This window comes from Pseudomonas putida, assembly GCF_028682475.1.
GTDB lineage: Bacteria > Pseudomonadota > Gammaproteobacteria > Pseudomonadales > Pseudomonadaceae > Aquipseudomonas > Aquipseudomonas putida_AG.
In genome coordinates this window covers 204188-218976 of the sequence record NZ_JANHLE010000005.1, presented here as the reverse complement: position 1 = coordinate 218976, position 14789 = coordinate 204188, and the positions used below count along the sequence as shown (strand labels likewise).

Annotated in this window: 15 protein-coding genes; 10 read left to right on the top strand and 5 right to left on the bottom strand. The window is 62.5% G+C overall.

Annotated elements, in window-relative coordinates:
* Positions 1-53 precede the first annotated feature (53 nt).
* Positions 54-980 (bottom strand): oxygen-dependent coproporphyrinogen oxidase, encoded by a 927-nt coding sequence (gene hemF, locus NPS47_RS06805; protein ID WP_274294245.1) that lies wholly within the window; start codon positions 978-980, stop codon positions 54-56.
* A 130-nt stretch (positions 981-1110) separates the two neighbouring features.
* On the opposite strand from hemF, the gene NPS47_RS06800 reads away from it, so the two are divergent.
* A complete protein-coding gene (locus tag NPS47_RS06800) occupies positions 1111-2088 on the top strand; it encodes an NADPH:quinone reductase (RefSeq protein ID WP_274294244.1) in 978 nt (325 codons plus the stop codon).
* Positions 2089-2182: 94 nt separating this feature from the next.
* On the opposite strand, the gene NPS47_RS06795 is transcribed toward NPS47_RS06800, so the two are convergent.
* Positions 2183-2740 (bottom strand): L-threonylcarbamoyladenylate synthase, encoded by a 558-nt coding sequence (locus NPS47_RS06795; protein WP_274294243.1) that lies wholly within the window; start codon positions 2738-2740, stop codon positions 2183-2185.
* Positions 2741-2777: 37 nt separating this feature from the next.
* Positions 2778-3884 (bottom strand): DNA-processing protein DprA, encoded by a 1107-nt coding sequence (gene dprA, locus NPS47_RS06790; protein ID WP_274294242.1) that lies wholly within the window; start codon positions 3882-3884, stop codon positions 2778-2780.
* A gap of 219 nt (positions 3885-4103) precedes the next feature.
* On the opposite strand from dprA, the gene def reads away from it, so the two are divergent.
* The 5 genes from def to NPS47_RS06765 are packed head-to-tail and all read left to right on the top strand — an operon-like array spanning position 4104 to position 8624.
* Entirely contained in the window at positions 4104-4610 is a 507-nt protein-coding gene (gene def, locus NPS47_RS06785) for a peptide deformylase (protein ID WP_038605133.1), read from the top strand.
* A gap of 57 nt (positions 4611-4667) precedes the next feature.
* On the top strand, positions 4668-5600 hold the full coding sequence (gene fmt, locus NPS47_RS06780; protein ID WP_274294241.1) for a methionyl-tRNA formyltransferase: 933 nt from the start codon (positions 4668-4670) through the stop codon (positions 5598-5600).
* On the top strand, positions 5597-6907 hold the full coding sequence (gene rsmB, locus NPS47_RS06775) for a 16S rRNA (cytosine(967)-C(5))-methyltransferase RsmB (RefSeq protein WP_274294240.1): 1311 nt from the start codon (positions 5597-5599) through the stop codon (positions 6905-6907). Before fmt ends, rsmB begins: the two co-directional genes overlap by 4 nt.
* Before the next feature lie 19 nt (positions 6908-6926).
* Positions 6927-8300 (top strand): Trk system potassium transporter TrkA, encoded by a 1374-nt coding sequence (trkA, locus tag NPS47_RS06770; RefSeq protein ID WP_038605126.1) that lies wholly within the window; start codon positions 6927-6929, stop codon positions 8298-8300.
* Between the two features lie 12 nt (positions 8301-8312).
* Positions 8313-8624, top strand: coding sequence for a hypothetical protein (locus NPS47_RS06765; protein WP_038605123.1), 312 nt, complete (start codon positions 8313-8315; stop codon positions 8622-8624).
* A gap of 78 nt (positions 8625-8702) precedes the next feature.
* On the opposite strand, the gene NPS47_RS06760 is transcribed toward NPS47_RS06765, so the two are convergent.
* Positions 8703-9590, bottom strand: a complete 888-nt coding sequence (locus NPS47_RS06760) for a lysophospholipid acyltransferase (protein WP_274294239.1) — start codon at positions 9588-9590, stop codon at positions 8703-8705.
* A 39-nt stretch (positions 9591-9629) separates the two neighbouring features.
* Positions 9630-10181: a DNA-3-methyladenine glycosylase I gene (locus tag NPS47_RS06755; protein WP_274294238.1), complete on the bottom strand. Its 552-nt coding sequence runs from the start codon at positions 10179-10181 to the stop codon at positions 9630-9632.
* Between the two features lie 82 nt (positions 10182-10263).
* Between NPS47_RS06755 and glyQ the strand changes: the two genes are divergently transcribed.
* The 4 genes from glyQ (at position 10264) to NPS47_RS06735 (ending at position 14631) form a co-directional block, all read left to right on the top strand.
* Entirely contained in the window at positions 10264-11211 is a 948-nt protein-coding gene (glyQ, locus tag NPS47_RS06750) for a glycine--tRNA ligase subunit alpha (RefSeq protein ID WP_274294237.1), read from the top strand.
* A complete protein-coding gene (gene glyS, locus NPS47_RS06745) occupies positions 11208-13262 on the top strand; it encodes a glycine--tRNA ligase subunit beta (protein WP_274294236.1) in 2055 nt (684 codons plus the stop codon). The genes glyQ and glyS overlap by 4 nt, the downstream gene beginning before the upstream one ends.
* Positions 13263-13265: 3 nt before the next feature.
* Positions 13266-13799: a D-glycero-beta-D-manno-heptose 1,7-bisphosphate 7-phosphatase gene (gene gmhB / locus NPS47_RS06740; RefSeq protein ID WP_274294235.1), complete on the top strand. Its 534-nt coding sequence runs from the start codon at positions 13266-13268 to the stop codon at positions 13797-13799.
* Between the two features lie 61 nt (positions 13800-13860).
* Positions 13861-14631, top strand: coding sequence for a lysophospholipid acyltransferase family protein (locus NPS47_RS06735; protein WP_274294234.1), 771 nt, complete (start codon positions 13861-13863; stop codon positions 14629-14631).
* Positions 14632-14789: the final 158 nt, after the last annotated feature.

Below are 14789 nucleotides of genomic sequence, written 5' to 3'. Positions count from 1 at the left end.
CACGCGGTTCCTGGGTCAAGGTCGGGCAGGGCCGGAAAGTTATCCACAACGGCTCAGCGGCTAGCCTTGGCCTCGCCAAGCCAGTCACGGTCCTGCAGGAAATACTCCGTCAGGCGCGCTTCTTCGCTGCCTGGTGCGGCCTTCCAATCGTACCCCCAACGCACTTGCGGTGGCAGTGACATCAGGATCGATTCGGTGCGCCCGCCCGATTGCAGGCCAAACAGGGTGCCGCGGTCGTAGACCAGGTTGAACTCGACATAACGGCCGCGACGGTATTCCTGGAATTCGCGCTGCTCGGCGGTGTAGGGCTGATCCTTGCGCCGCTGGATGATCGGCAGGTAGGCCTCGACATAGGCATCGCCAATGGCGCGCATGAAGGCAAAACAGGTGTCGAAGTCCCACTCGTTCAGGTCATCGAAGAACAGGCCGCCGATACCGCGCGGCTCGCCGCGATGCTTGAGGTGGAAGTAACGGTCACACCAGGCCTTGTAGCGTGGATAGACATCGGCGCCGAACGGCGCACAGGCGCGCTCGGCCACCTGGTGCCAGTGCAGGCAGTCTTCTTCGTTGCCGTAGTAAGGGGTCAGGTCAAAGCCCCCACCGAACCACCAGACTGCCTCTTCACCTTCCTTCTCGGCGATGAAGAAGCGCACGTTGGCGTGGGAAGTCGGTACGTGCGGGTTGTGCGGGTGGATGACCAGCGACACCCCCAGGGCCTCGAAACCACGCCCGGCCAGCTCCGGCCGATGGGCGCTGGCCGACGGCGGCAGACCGCTACCGAACACGTGGGAGAAGTTCACGCCGCCCTTTTCGATGACCTTGCCTTCACCGATCACCCGGGTCCGTCCGCCGCCGCCGGCTTCACGCGTCCAGGCGTCTTCGACAAAGCGGGCACCGCCGTCTTCGGTTTCGAGGGCGGCACAAATACGGTCTTGCAAGTCGAGCAGGTAGGCTTTCACGGCCTCGGTGCGGCTAGTCATCAGGTCACCTGGAAGCGGGCATGAGCAAATTCGGCGCGTAGCATACCACCGGCGGCAGGCTGGCCGCAGTTGACGGCGATCAAGCAAAGGCGTCCGATAGGGGTTTTCCCAAGCCGACAGGAGAGTGCAGATGGCCAAGCGTATCCAGTTCAGCCAGCATGGGGGCCCGGAGGTCCTGCAACTGGTCGATTTCGAACCTGCCGCCCCTGGCCCGCAGCAGGTCCGCGTGCGCAACCAGGCCATCGGCCTGAACTTTATCGATACCTACTTTCGCAGCGGCCTGTATGCGCCTCCGGCGTTGCCGTCGGGACTGGGCACAGAAGGTGCCGGGGTGGTCGAGGCGGTCGGTGATCAGGTCACCCGCATCAAGGTCGGCGACCGCGTCGCCTATGCCGGGGGGCCGCTGGGTGCCTACAGCGAAGTGCATGTGCTGCCCGAAGCCAATCTGGTCAAACTGCCTGACAGCATCAGCTTCGAACAGGCCGCGGCCGTGATGCTCAAGGGCCTGACCGTGCAGTACCTGCTCAAACAGACCTACGCCGTGCAACCGGGCGAGACCATTCTGTTTCATGCCGCTGCCGGTGGCGTTGGTTCACTGGCCTGCCAATGGGCCAAGGCTCTGGGTGCCAGATTGATCGGTACTGTCAGCTCTGCGGAAAAAGCCGAGCGCGCCAAGGCGCTGGGGGCCTGGGCGACCATCGATTACAGCCGTGAGGATGTAGCGCAACGGGTGCTGGAGCTGACCGACGGCAAGAAGTGCCCGGTGGTCTATGACGGCGTTGGCCAGGACACCTGGCTGACTTCACTGGACTGCCTGGCGCCGCGCGGTCTGATGGTCAGTTTCGGCAATGCCTCGGGTGCGGTCAGCGGGGTAAACCTGGGTATTCTGGCGCAGAAGGGCTCGCTGTATGTCACTCGGCCAACCCTGGCCAGCTACGCCAACAATGCCGAAAACACTCAGGCGATGGCCGATGACCTGTTCGCGATGATCGCCAGCGGCAAGCTGACGGTGGATATCCACCAGCGCTACCCGCTGAGTGAGGCGGCCAAGGCACAGACCGAGCTTTCAGCGCGCAGGACGGTGGGGTCTACGGTGTTGCTGCCTTGAGAATGTGCTGAACTCATCGCCGGCAAGGCCGGCTCCCACAGGGACTGCATGCTCTGATCAATTGTGGGAGCCGGCCTTGCCGGCGATCGGGCCATCAGCCAGCCCGAACCACATCCCCGGTCACCAGGTCACGGATCACACTCGGGTTACGCCGCCCACCCAGCGCGCCGCCCAGGACCAGATCCAGCTGTCCGCGGAAGTACTGCTCAACACGCAAGCGTGACTTCGCCGCCGGACGCCCTTGAGGGTTGGCCGAAGTCGATACCAGCGGCCCGACCAGCGAACACAGCTCACGGACCACCGGATGATCGCTGACCCGCAGGGCTACCGTGTCGTGCACCCCGGTAATCCACTCCGGCAACATGTTCTGGTGCGGTACCAGCCAGGTGTTCGGGCCCGGCCAGGTGCTGGCCATGCGGTCGAGCCAGATTTCCGGGAAATCCTCGAACAGGAAGTCGAACTGGCGGATATTGTCGGCAATCAGGATCAACCCCTTGTCGACCGAGCGCGACTTGATCGCCAACAGGCGATCCACCGCTTCCTCGTTCCAGGGATCACAGCCCAAGCCCCAGACGGCCTCGGTTGGGTAGGCAATCACCGCACCGGCCCGAATTTCACGCGCGGCTTGTTGCACACGCCAACTGCTCACCATTGAACTCTCTCCGCATTAAGGCTGACCAGCAGTGTACTTAGGCAGGCCGGGCAAACCAACGTCCAGCTTCATTGCAAACCCGCCCGGCCACTTCAAGCTCGGTCAATGCCGCCAGTACCTTGGGCAATGCCCAACCGCTGCTGTTGGCCAAAGCTTCGCTGGTTTGTGGCGCCGCCAGCAACAACTCTTCAAGTACATGCCGGCTGCCAGGCGTTTCGTCGCCCGGTAGCGGCGGCAGGCGCTGCCATCCCTGCAGGGTCTCGACAATCTGCTCGACGCTTTCCACCAGCAAGGCGCCGTCGCGAATCAACTGGTGACAGCCTTTGGACCCCGGATGATGGATCGACCCCGGAATGGCATACACCTCGCGCCCTTGTTCTGCCGCCAACCGCGCGGTGATCAGCGAGCCACTGGCCAGGCTCGCCTCGACCACCAGCACCCCCAACGACAGGCCGCTGATGATGCGATTGCGCCGGGGAAAGTTAGCCGCCACCGGCCCGGCATCGAGAGGAAACTCGGAAACTACGGCACTGCCTTGCTCGATCATCGCCGCCGCCAGCGCCCGATGCCGTTGTGGATAAAATTTCTGCAAGCCGGTCCCCAGTACCCCGATCGTCTGCCCACCGACATCCAGAGCGGCCTGATGAGCGGCACCGTCGACCCCCAGGGCCAGGCCGCTGGTAATGACAAATCCACCCCGGGCCAGGTGGCGGGAAAAGGCCCCGGCGGTGTCCAGCGCCGGGCGCGATGCGCGGCGACTGCCGATAATCGCCAGCTGCGGTTTTTCCAGCAACGCCGGGTTACCGGCCACGAACAGCAAGGGCGGAGCACTATCCACTTCAGCCAGTAACGCCGGGTAGGCGGGGTCGTCCCACATCAGCAAATGCTGGTCGCGCCGCTCTAGCCAGGCCAATGCAGCCGCTGCGCCTTCGCGTACTTCGTGGCTGCGGCGAGCCTCGGCGCTCACCTCGGGGAGGCCCAGCGAACGCCAGGCAGCGGCCGGCGCACTGAGCGCCGCCGAGGCATTGCCAAAGGTCTGCAAGAGCGAATGAAAGCGTTGCGGACCGAGTCCGGGTAAACGATGCAGGCGCAAGCGCGCCTCGAGTTCGGCGGGTGAACACGCCCGGTAAGCTGACTCTGGCATAACGATCATCCTTGATCGAACGAGTTGTATGCACCCTGCACAAGCTGTGGATAACTCTGTTGATAATACTTTGACAACCGGTTGAAGAATTTCCCTTGCTGGCATGCCTGGGGGCTGCCTGAAACCTTAGCTGACCTTTGCCAGGTGCCGAACGCGCCGAATCCCTTTATTATGTGTACTCATGTTTGTAATTCATCGCACAGTGCAGCTCATACGCTTATGGCCATTCTGAACATCCTCGAATTCCCGGACCCGCGCCTTCGCACCATCGCCAAACCGGTGACCGAAGTCGATGACGGCGTTCGCCAGTTGATCGATGACATGTTTGAAACCATGTACGAAGCCCCGGGCATCGGCCTGGCGGCAACCCAGATCAACGTGCACAAGCGCATCGTGGTCATGGACCTGAGCGAAGATCGCAGCGAGCCGCGGGTGTTCATCAACCCCGAGCTGGAGATGCTGACCGACGAAATGGACCAGTACCAGGAAGGCTGCCTGTCGGTACCCGGCTTCTACGAGAACGTCGACCGCCCGGTGCGGGTCAAGGTCAAGGCGCTGGATCGCGATGGCAAGCCTTACGAGCTGATAGCCGAAGGTCTGCTGGCGGTGTGCATCCAGCACGAATGCGATCACCTCAACGGCAAGTTGTTCGTCGATTACCTGTCGACGCTCAAACGTGACCGGATCAAGAAAAAGCTGGAAAAGCAGCATCGCCAGCAAGCTTGATCTCCTCTTTCCAAAGGCTTGCTCCGGCAAGCCTTTTTCTTTTTAAGCGAGAACGCCATGCGCATTGTCTTTGCAGGCACCCCCGAGTTTGCCGCCGAACACCTCAAGGCCTTGATCGACAGCCCTTATGAAGTGGTGGCCGTCTACACCCAACCGGACCGTCCGGCCGGGCGCGGACAAAAACTGATGCCCAGTGCGGTCAAGCAACTGGCTGTGGATAACGGCATCCAGGTCCTGCAACCGCCAACCCTGCGCAATGCCGAGGCTCAAGCTGAACTGGCTGCACTCAAGCCGGACCTGATGGTGGTGGTCGCCTATGGCCTGATCCTGCCGCAAGCGGTGCTGGATATTCCGCGCCTGGGCTGCATCAATAGTCATGCCTCGCTGCTGCCGCGCTGGCGCGGCGCCGCGCCGATCCAGCGCGCGGTCGAAGCCGGCGACAGTGAAAGTGGCGTGACCGTGATGCGCATGGAAGCGGGGCTGGATACCGGCCCGATGCTGCTCAAGGTCGTCACCCCGATCAGCGCCACCGACACCGGTGGCAGCCTGCACGACCGCCTGGCCGAGATGGGCCCGCCCGCCGTGCTCGAAGCGGTCGCCGGTCTGGCCGCGGCCACGCTGCAAGGTGAAGTCCAGGACGACAGCCTGGCCACTTATGCACACAAGCTGAACAAAGACGAAGCGCGCCTGGACTGGAGCCGTCCGGCGGTTGAGCTGGAGCGCCTGATTCGCGCCTTCAACCCCTGGCCGATCTGCCACAGCACCCTCAACGGTGAAGCCGTGAAAGTCCTGGCCGCCAGCTTATCCACAGGCAAAGGCACCCCAGGTGAAATCCTCGGCGCCAGCAAGGACGGCCTGATCGTTGCCTGCGGTGAACAGGCCCTGTGCCTGACCCGTCTGCAATTGCCCGGTGGCAAGGCGCTGAACTTCAGTGACCTGTTCAACAGCCGCCGCGAGAAATTCGCCAGCGGTACGGTGCTCGGTCAATGAATCCACGTCTGGCAGCCGCCCGCGCCCTGGCGGCAGTACTCAGCGGCAAGGCCTCACTGAACAGTTCGCTGCCCGCGCAACTGGACAAGGTCGAAGTACGTGACCGGGGCCTGACCCAGGACCTGGCCTTCGGCACCGCGCGCTGGCAACCACGGCTCTCGGCGCTGGCCGAACGTCTGCTGCAAAAGCCGTTCAAGAAGGCCGACGCCGATGTCGAAGCCTTGCTGCTGGTAGGCCTGTATCAGCTGCTCTACACCCGTGTCCCGGCCCATGCCGCCATCGGCGAAACCGTGGGCTGCGCCGACAAGCTGAAAAAGCCGTGGGCCAAGGCCCTGCTCAATGCCGTACTGCGCCGCGCGCAACGCGAAAGCAGCGAGATCCTCGCCGAACTGGAGCGTGATCCGGTGGTGCGCACCGCCCACCCGCGCTGGCTGCAGAAGTCGCTCAAGGCGTTCTGGCCAGAACAGTGGGAAGCCATTTGCGCCGCCAACAACGCTCATCCGCCGATGATTCTGCGGGTCAACCGCCGTCATCACAGTCGTGAGGCCTATCTGGAGCTATTGCGCGCAGCGGAGCTGGAAGCCAGCGCCTGTCAGTACAGCGTCGATGGCATCCTTCTCGCCCAAGCCTGCGATGTGCGCGGCCTGCCAGGCTTTGATCAGGGCTGGATCAGCGTCCAGGACGAAGCCGCACAGCTGGCTGCCGACCTGCTCGACCTCGCGCCAGGGCAGCGGGTGCTCGACGCCTGCTGCGCACCCGGCGGCAAGACCTGCCACCTGCTTGAAGCCGAGGCAAAACTGGAGTCTGTGGTCGCGATCGATCTCGAAGCCAAGCGCCTGACCCGGGTCCGGGAAAACCTCGACCGCCTGGGCCTCGATGCCCAGTTGATCGCCTGCGATGCCCGCGATACCGCCAGCTGGTGGGACGGCAAGGGTTTCCAGCGCATCCTGCTCGACGCACCTTGCTCGGCCACCGGGGTGATTCGTCGTCACCCGGACATCAAGATGACCCGTCAGGCCGACGATATTGCCGCCCTGGCCAGCTTGCAGGGCGAACTGCTCGACGCCCTGTGGCCGACCCTCGAAGTCGGCGGCATCCTGTTGTATGCCACCTGCTCGACCCTGCCGACGGAAAACACTGAAGTCATCGAGGCCTTCCTCGCTCGCACCCCGGGTGCCCGCGAGCTGGACCTGGCGACCCAGGCTGGCTTGCGCCAGCCCCATGGCCGCCAGCTACTGGCGCAGGAAGGCGGACACGACGGCTTCTACTATGCCAAGCTGATCAAAATCGCCGCCGCGCGCGGATAACAAGAGAAGGGAACAGCGGATGAAGATCATCATCCTCGGTGCAGGGCAGGTCGGCGGTACGCTGGCCGAGCACCTGGCCAGCGAAGCCAACGACATTACCGTGGTCGATACCGATGGCGAGCGCCTGCGCGACCTCGGCGACCGCCTGGACATCCGTACCGTCCAGGGCCGCGCCTCGTTCCCGACCGTATTGCGCCAGGCCGGTGCCGATGACGCCGACATGCTGGTGGCGGTGACCAACAGCGACGAAACCAACATGGTCGCCTGTCAGGTCGCCTACACCCTGTTCCACACCCCGACCAAGATCGCCCGGGTGCGTGAGTCGGCCTACCTGACCCGCGCTGGCCTGTTCGACAACGACGCCATCCCCGTCGACGTACTGATCAGCCCCGAGCAGGTGGTAACCCACTACATCAAGCGCCTGATCGAGCATCCCGGTGCCTTGCAGGTCATCGACTTTGCCGAAGGCAAGGCCCAGCTGGTAGCGGTCAAGGCCTACTACGGCGGGCCGCTGGTTGGTCAGCAACTGCGCCAGATCCGCGAACACATGCCCAACGTCGACACCCGCGTCGCGGCCATCTTCCGCCGCGACCGGCCGATCCTGCCTCAGGGCGATACGGTGATCGAGGCCGACGACGAGGTGTTCTTCATTGCCGCCAAGGCCCACATCCGTGCGGTGATGGGTGAACTGCGGCGCATCGACGAAACCAACAAGCGCGTGGTCATCGCCGGCGGCGGACAGATTGGCGAGCGCCTGGCCGAAGCGATCGAGAGCCGCTACCAGGTGAAGATCATCGAGATGAACCCGGCGCGCTGCCGTTACCTCTCCGATACCCTGGACAGCACCGTGGTGTTGCAGGGCAGCGCCTCGGACCGCGACCTGATGCTCGAAGAGAACATCGCCGAAGCCGATATCTTCCTGGCCCTGACCAACGATGACGAGGCCAACATCATGTCCTCGCTGCTGGCCAAGCGCCTGGGCGCGCGCAAGGTGATGACCATCATCAACAACCCGGCGTATGTCGACCTGGTCCAGGGCGGCGATATCGATATCGCCATCAGCCCGCAGCTGGCCACCATCGGCACCTTGCTCGCCCACGTGCGCCGCGGCGACATCGTCAGCGTGCACTCCCTGCGCCGTGGCGCGGCAGAGGCCATTGAGGCGATTGCCCATGGCGACTCGAAATCCAGCAAGGTGATCGGCAAAGCCATCGAAGACATCGCCCTGCCGCCGGGCACCACCATCGGCGCGATCATTCGCGATGAAGAAGTGCTGATTGCCCACGACGACACGGTGATCGAGGCGGGCGACCATGTGATCCTCTTCGTTGTGGATAAAAAGTACATCCGTGACGTCGAGAAGCTGTTCCATGTCGGGTTGAGCTTCTTCTAAGGGAGAGCCGCGATGCGCGAATCACTGGAAAAGATGCTGGCCAAGGGTGTGGATAACGCCCTGCTGCGCTTCGGCCTGGGCAAGGCCTGGCTGGATGAGGGCAACGGCGCCGAAGCGGCTGTTCATCTGCAACGCTGCGTCGAATTCGACCCGAAGTACTCGGCGGCGTGGAAGCTGTTGGGCAAGGCCCATCAGTTGCAGGGTGATAAAGCGGCAGCGCGCCTGGCCTGGGAACAGGGGCTGGAAGCGGCCAGGGCCCATGGTGACAAGCAGGCCGAAAAAGAGATGACGGTGTTTCTCAAGAAGCTGGATAAGGCCGGTTAGGCCATCGCGGGGCAAGCCCGCTCCCACAGCGTTATCCACAATGCCTGTGGGAGCGGGCTTGCCCCGCGATCAGCATTTTCAGTACCAGCGCGCCTCACCCGGCGGACGCTTCTTGAAGCGCTTCATGCTCCACATGTACTGGCTCGGATAAGCCCGCACATAACGCTCGACCACCTGGCTCATGGCCGCTGCCGAAGTTTCGGTGTCTTCGCTGTACATCGCCTCGGGCGCCGCTTCCAGAATCACCTTGAAGCCGGAACCGTCCGGCAGGCGCAGGGCATGCAGGAACACCCCGACAGCCTTGCCGCCGGCGAGCATGTTCGGCACGAATTTGCTGGTCAGCGCCTTGGTGGCGAAGAACGGCACGAAGATCCCCGCCGACTCGGCCGGCTCCGGGTCTGCCGGAATGCCGACCTGACCGCCTCTACGCACTTCCTTGATGATGCTCAGAATGCCTTCTTTGGTGGAAGCGGCCACGCGGTTACCCAGCTGCACGCGCTGCTCGCGCAACAGGTCATCAACCGCCTTGAGCTTGGGCGGGCGGTAGAAAATGATCGGTTTGCACTGGTTGCAATAGAAGTGGTTGAGCACTTCCCAGTTGCCCAGGTGACTGGTGATGCCGACCACGCCCTTGCCCGAAGCCAGAGCGGCCTGCAGCACTTCCAGGCCTTCGACTTCGCGCACCAGGTCGAGTGAGCGCTGGGCCGGCCAGATCCAGGCGCAGGCGCTTTCGGTAAAGGACTTGCCGATATCCATCAGGGTACGGCCAACCAGTTGCTCGCGCTCGACCGGGTCCATCTCCGGAAAACACTTGGCCAGGTTGATGCGCACCACTTCACGTGAACTGTTCGGCACCTTCCACATGATCCAGCCGATGGCCGCGCCGACCCGCTGTACCGCGCCCCAGGGGAGCTTGGCAAACAACCGCAACGCCCCGACCATCAAGGCGCCCTTGAATTTATCCACAGGCTGGTTCCTCTTTCTGCAAGCCGGCCATTGTACCCCTCAGCGCAGCAGAAGGGCGTAGCGATCACAATCGGTGGTGTGGTCCATGACCATGCCGGTGGCCTGCATGAAGGCATAGCAGATGGTCGGGCCGACAAAGGTGAAGCCGGCTTTCTGCAGGGCCTTGCTCATGGCCTTGGCTTCATCGGTAACGGCCGGAACGTCACTGCGCTGGCTGAAATGATTGATCTTCGGTACACCGCCGACAAACGACCACAGCCACTCAGCAGGGTTCTCCAAAGCCAGCCAGGCGTTGGCGTTGCGCCGCGCGGCATTGAGCTTGAGGCGGTTGCGAATGATCCCGGGATCGAGCATGCGTTCCTCGATTTCTTCATCACTCATCTGCGCCAGCCTCTGTGGGTCGAAGCCGAACAACACCTGACGGTAACGCTCGCGCTTTTTCAGCACGGTGATCCACGACAGCCCGGCCTGGAAGCCTTCGAGCAGCAGCATCTCGAACAACTGGCCCGGCTCACGCTGCGGCGTGCCCCATTCCTGATCGTGGTATGCCTGGTAAAGTGGATCGTCGGTACACCAAAAGCAACGTGGCATAAGGCTCCAAGGGTAGAGGCTTGGGCGAATCGGGTTATACTCCCGCTCTTTATATTCGCAGCCCTAGAAACAGGTGAATTTCGTGAGCCAGCCTACGCCAGCCGTGCGTACCTTCCAAGACTTGATCCTCGCCCTGCAGAACTACTGGGCCGAGCAAGGTTGTGTGGTGCTTCAGCCCTACGATATGGAAGTAGGCGCCGGCACTTTCCATACCGCCACGTTCCTGCGCGCCGTCGGCCCGGAAACCTGGAACGCCGCCTACGTACAGCCGAGCCGTCGCCCGGCTGACGGTCGCTATGGCGAAAACCCCAACCGCCTGCAGCACTACTACCAATTCCAGGTGGTGCTCAAGCCAAACCCGGCGAACTTCCAGGAACTGTACCTGGGCTCGCTGAAGGCCATCGGCCTCGACCCGCTGGTGCACGACATCCGTTTCGTCGAAGACAACTGGGAATCGCCGACCCTCGGCGCCTGGGGTCTGGGTTGGGAAATCTGGCTCAACGGCATGGAAGTCACCCAGTTCACCTACTTCCAGCAAGTGGGCGGGATCGAGTGCATGCCGGTCACCGGTGAAATCACCTATGGCCTCGAGCGTCTGGCCATGTACCTGCAGGGCGTCGACTCGGTCTACGACCTGATCTGGACCGACGGTCCGTTCGGCAAGGTGACCTACGGCGACGTTTTCCACCAGAACGAAGTGGAGCAGTCGACCTACAACTTCGAACACGCCAACGTCGAGAAGCTGTTCGAACTGTTCGATTTCTACGAAAGCGAAGCCAATCGCCTGATCGAGCTGGAACTGCCGTTGCCGACCTACGAAATGGTCCTCAAGGCCTCGCACACCTTCAACCTGCTCGACGCCCGCCGCGCCATCTCGGTGACCGCGCGCCAGCAGTACATCCTGCGCGTACGCACCCTGGCCCGGGCCGTGGCGCAAAGCTATTTGCAAGCCCGCGCCAAGCTGGGCTTCCCGATGGCGTCCCCTGAATTGCGTGATGAAGCATTGGCCAAGCTGGAGGCTGCACAATGAGTGCTCAAGATTTCCTGGTTGAACTGGGCACCGAAGAACTGCCACCAAAGGCCCTGAGCGCCCTGGCTGATGCGTTTCTCGCCGGTATCGAGAAAGGCCTGCAGGCCGCTGGCCTGAACTACACCGGCAAGCAGGTCTACGCTGCGCCGCGTCGTCTGGCCGTGCTGATCCGTCAACTGGACACCCAACAGCCGGACCGCAGCATCAATGTCGACGGCCCGCCCCGTCAGGCCGCCTTCGACGCCGAAGGCAACCCGACCCAGGCAGCCCTCGGCTTTGCCAAGAAGTGCGGCGTAGAGCTGGCCGAAATCGACCAGAGCGGCGCCAAGCTGCGCTTCTCCCAGCACATCCCGGGCAAGGCCACCGCCAGCCTGCTGCCGACCATCGTCGAAGATTCGCTGAACGACCTGCCGATCCCGAAACGCATGCGTTGGGGTGCGCGCAAGGAAGAGTTCGTGCGTCCGACCCAATGGCTGGTGATGCTGCTGGGCGACGACGTCGTCGACTGCACCATCCTCGCCCAGACGGCTGGCCGTGATTCTCGCGGTCACCGCTTCCATCACCCGGAAGACGTGCGTATCACGGCCCCGGCGAACTACCTGGAAGACCTGCGCAAAGCCTACGTACTGGCCGATTTCGCCGAGCGTCGCGAGCTGATCAGCAAGCGTACCGCCGAACTCGCCATGCAGCAGGAAGGCACCGCTATCGTGCCGCCTGCACTGCTCGACGAAGTGACTGCGCTGGTCGAGTGGCCGGTGCCGCTGGTCTGCTCGTTCGAGGAGCGTTTCCTCGACGTGCCGCAAGAAGCCCTGATCACCACCATGCAGGACAACCAGAAGTACTTCTGCCTGCTGGACGTCGACGGCAAGCTGCTGCCGCGCTTCATCACCGTCGCCAACGTTGAAAGCCGCGATCCGAAGCAGATCGTCGAAGGTAACGAGAAGGTCGTGCGCCCACGCCTGACCGACGCCGAGTTCTTCTTCAAGCAAGACAAGAAGCAGACGCTGGAAAGCTTCAACGAACGCCTCAAGAACGTGGTGTTCCAGGCTCAGTTGGGCAGCGTCTTCGACAAGGCCGAGCGCGTTGCCAAGCTGGCCGCGTTCATTGCCCAGCGCATTGGCGGCGACGCTCAGCGCGCAGCCCGCGCCGGTCTGCTGTCCAAGTGCGACCTGGCCACCGAGATGGTCGGCGAATTCCCTGAAATGCAGGGTGTTGCCGGCTATTACTACGCCCTCAACGATGGCGAGCCGGAAGACGTCGCCCTGGCCCTGAACGAGCAGTACATGCCGCGCGGTGCCGGTGCTGAACTGCCGTCGACCCTGACCGGTGCGGCCGTGGCCATCGCCGACAAGCTCGACACCCTGGTCGGAATCTTCGGTATCGGCATGCTGCCAACCGGCAGCAAAGACCCTTATGCCCTGCGTCGCGCAGCGCTGGGCGTGCTGCGGATCCTGATCGAGAAGCAGCTGGACCTGGACCTCGACGAAGCAGTGAACTTCGCTGTCACCCAGTTCGGCAGCAAAGTCAAAGCCGCCGGCCTGGCCGACCAGGTGCTGGAGTTCGTCTTCGACCGTCTGCGTGCCCGTTATGAAGACGAAGGCATCGACGTTGCCACCTACCTGTCGGTCCGTGCCTTGAAGCCAGGTTCGGCCCTGGACTTCGACCAGCGCGTACAGGCCGTACAGGCCTTCCGTCAGCTGCCTGAAGCCGCTGCCCTGGCCGCGGTGAACAAGCGTGTGTCGAACCTGCTGAGCAAGGCCGAAGGCGCGGTAGCGACCACGGTCGAGCCGAAGTACTTCGACAATGCCAACGAGTTCTCCCTGTACTCGGCGATCCAGCAAGCCGACCAGGCCGTGCAACCGATGGCCGCTGCGCGTCAGTACAGCGAATCGCTGGCACGTCTGGCAGCCCTGCGTGAACCGGTCGACGCCTTCTTCGAGGCGGTGATGGTCAACGCCGACGACGCCAATGTGCGGGCCAACCGCTATGCCTTGCTCAGCCGCCTGCGCGGTCTGTTCCTGGGCGTGGCCGACATTTCGCTGCTGGGGTAAGTCTTGAAGCTGCTGATTCTCGATCGGGACGGGGTGATCAACCAGGACTCCGATGCCTACATCAAGTCGCTGGACGAGTGGATTCCGATCCCGGGTTCGATCGAAGCGATCGCGCAGTTGAGCAAGGCCGGCTGGACGGTGGCGATCGCCACCAACCAGTCCGGCATCGCTCGCGGCTACTACGACCTGGCAACCCTCGAGGCCATGCATGAGCGCCTGCGCATGCTGGTGGCCGAGCAGGGTGGCGAGGTTGGCCTGATTGTCTATTGCCCTCACGGCCCGGATGAAGGCTGCGATTGCCGCAAGCCCAAGCCGGGCATGCTGCGAACCATTGCCGCGCATTACCAGGTAGACCTGGCCGGGCGGTGGTTTGTCGGTGATAGTAAGGGTGACCTGGAAGCCGCATTGACCGTCGATGCTCAACCGATTCTGGTAAAAACCGGGAAAGGCGAGAAAACCCTGAGCAAGGGAATTCCCGAAGGCACATTGATTTTCGATGATCTGGCAGCCATCGCCAGAGAACTTATCCACAAATAGGGCGTCTGCGAACCAGGCGCACTTTTACTAGGCGGGCAAGCCCGCAACGGTACATGCCGCTATGTCGATCCTGCAGGCGATCAGAATTTTTCTTTTTTACCTGCTGCTGGGTACCAGCTCTTTGCTGTGGTGCACCCTGAGCTTTTTTATTGCGCCGTTTCTGCCATTCAGCGCCCGTTATCGCTTCATCAATGTCTACTGGTGCCGTTTCGCGCTGGTGCTGGTGCGGGTCTTCCTGAACATCAAGGTCAAGGTCAGCGGGGCTGAAAACATTCCCAAGCAGCCTTGCGTGATCCTCTCCAATCACCAGAGCACCTGGGAGACGTTCTTTCTCTCGGCGTATTTTTCGCCGTTGAGCCAGGTACTCAAACGTGAACTGCTGTACGTACCGTTCTTCGGCTGGGCCATGGCCATGCTGCGGCCGATCGCGATTGACCGTGACAACCCCAAGGCTGCGCTCAAGCAAGTGGCCAGCGAAGGCGACAAGCTGCTCAAGGACGGCGTCTGGGTGCTGATCTTCCCGGAAGGCACCCGTGTGCCGTTCGGCCAGATCGGCAAGTTCTCCCGCGGCGGTACCGCCCTGGCGGTGAATGCCGGCCTGCCTGTGCTGCCGATTGCCCACAACGCTGGCAAGTTCTGGCCCAAGCAGGGTTGGAACAAGCGGGCTGGCACCATTGAAGTGGTGATCGGTGCGCCGATGTACGCTGAAGGCACTGGCCCGCGCGCGATTGCCGAGCTCAACGACCGGGCGGCAGCCTGGAACGAACAGGCTCAGCGCGACATGGGTTCGTTGCCGGCACAAGCCCCGAATGCCACCCAGGGCGTTGCCTGACGATCTGTGGATAACTTGTGTACAGTATTTGGATCTTTCGCTCAAAAATTCGCTAAGTGATTAATTTACTTACTTATTTCTCTGTATGACTGTTTTCTGAAAATCGTGCATAAGTTTTTCAACGGCATAAAAAAACCGGCGCTTGCGCCGGTTTTTTT

Bases quoted from the DNA above. Each gene is read 5' to 3' on its own strand.
- NPS47_RS06755 (WP_274294238.1), bottom strand. From the start codon at position 10,181: ATGCCACGTTGCTTTTGGTGTACCGACGATCCACTTTACCAGGCATAC.
- glyS (WP_274294236.1), top strand. From the start codon at position 11,208: ATGAGTGCTCAAGATTTCCTGGTTGAACTGGGCACCGAAGAACTGCCA.
- def (WP_038605133.1), top strand. From the start codon at position 4,104: ATGGCCATTCTGAACATCCTCGAATTCCCGGACCCGCGCCTTCGCACC.
- NPS47_RS06795 (WP_274294243.1), bottom strand. From the start codon at position 2,740: ATGGTGAGCAGTTGGCGTGTGCAACAAGCCGCGCGTGAAATTCGGGCC.
- hemF (WP_274294245.1), bottom strand. From the start codon at position 980: ATGACTAGCCGCACCGAGGCCGTGAAAGCCTACCTGCTCGACTTGCAA.
- NPS47_RS06800 (WP_274294244.1), top strand. From the start codon at position 1,111: ATGGCCAAGCGTATCCAGTTCAGCCAGCATGGGGGCCCGGAGGTCCTG.
- NPS47_RS06735 (WP_274294234.1), top strand. From the start codon at position 13,861: ATGTCGATCCTGCAGGCGATCAGAATTTTTCTTTTTTACCTGCTGCTG.
- trkA (WP_038605126.1), top strand. From the start codon at position 6,927: ATGAAGATCATCATCCTCGGTGCAGGGCAGGTCGGCGGTACGCTGGCC.
- dprA (WP_274294242.1), bottom strand. From the start codon at position 3,884: ATGCCAGAGTCAGCTTACCGGGCGTGTTCACCCGCCGAACTCGAGGCG.
- NPS47_RS06765 (WP_038605123.1), top strand. From the start codon at position 8,313: ATGCGCGAATCACTGGAAAAGATGCTGGCCAAGGGTGTGGATAACGCC.
- rsmB (WP_274294240.1), top strand. From the start codon at position 5,597: ATGAATCCACGTCTGGCAGCCGCCCGCGCCCTGGCGGCAGTACTCAGC.
- fmt (WP_274294241.1), top strand. From the start codon at position 4,668: ATGCGCATTGTCTTTGCAGGCACCCCCGAGTTTGCCGCCGAACACCTC.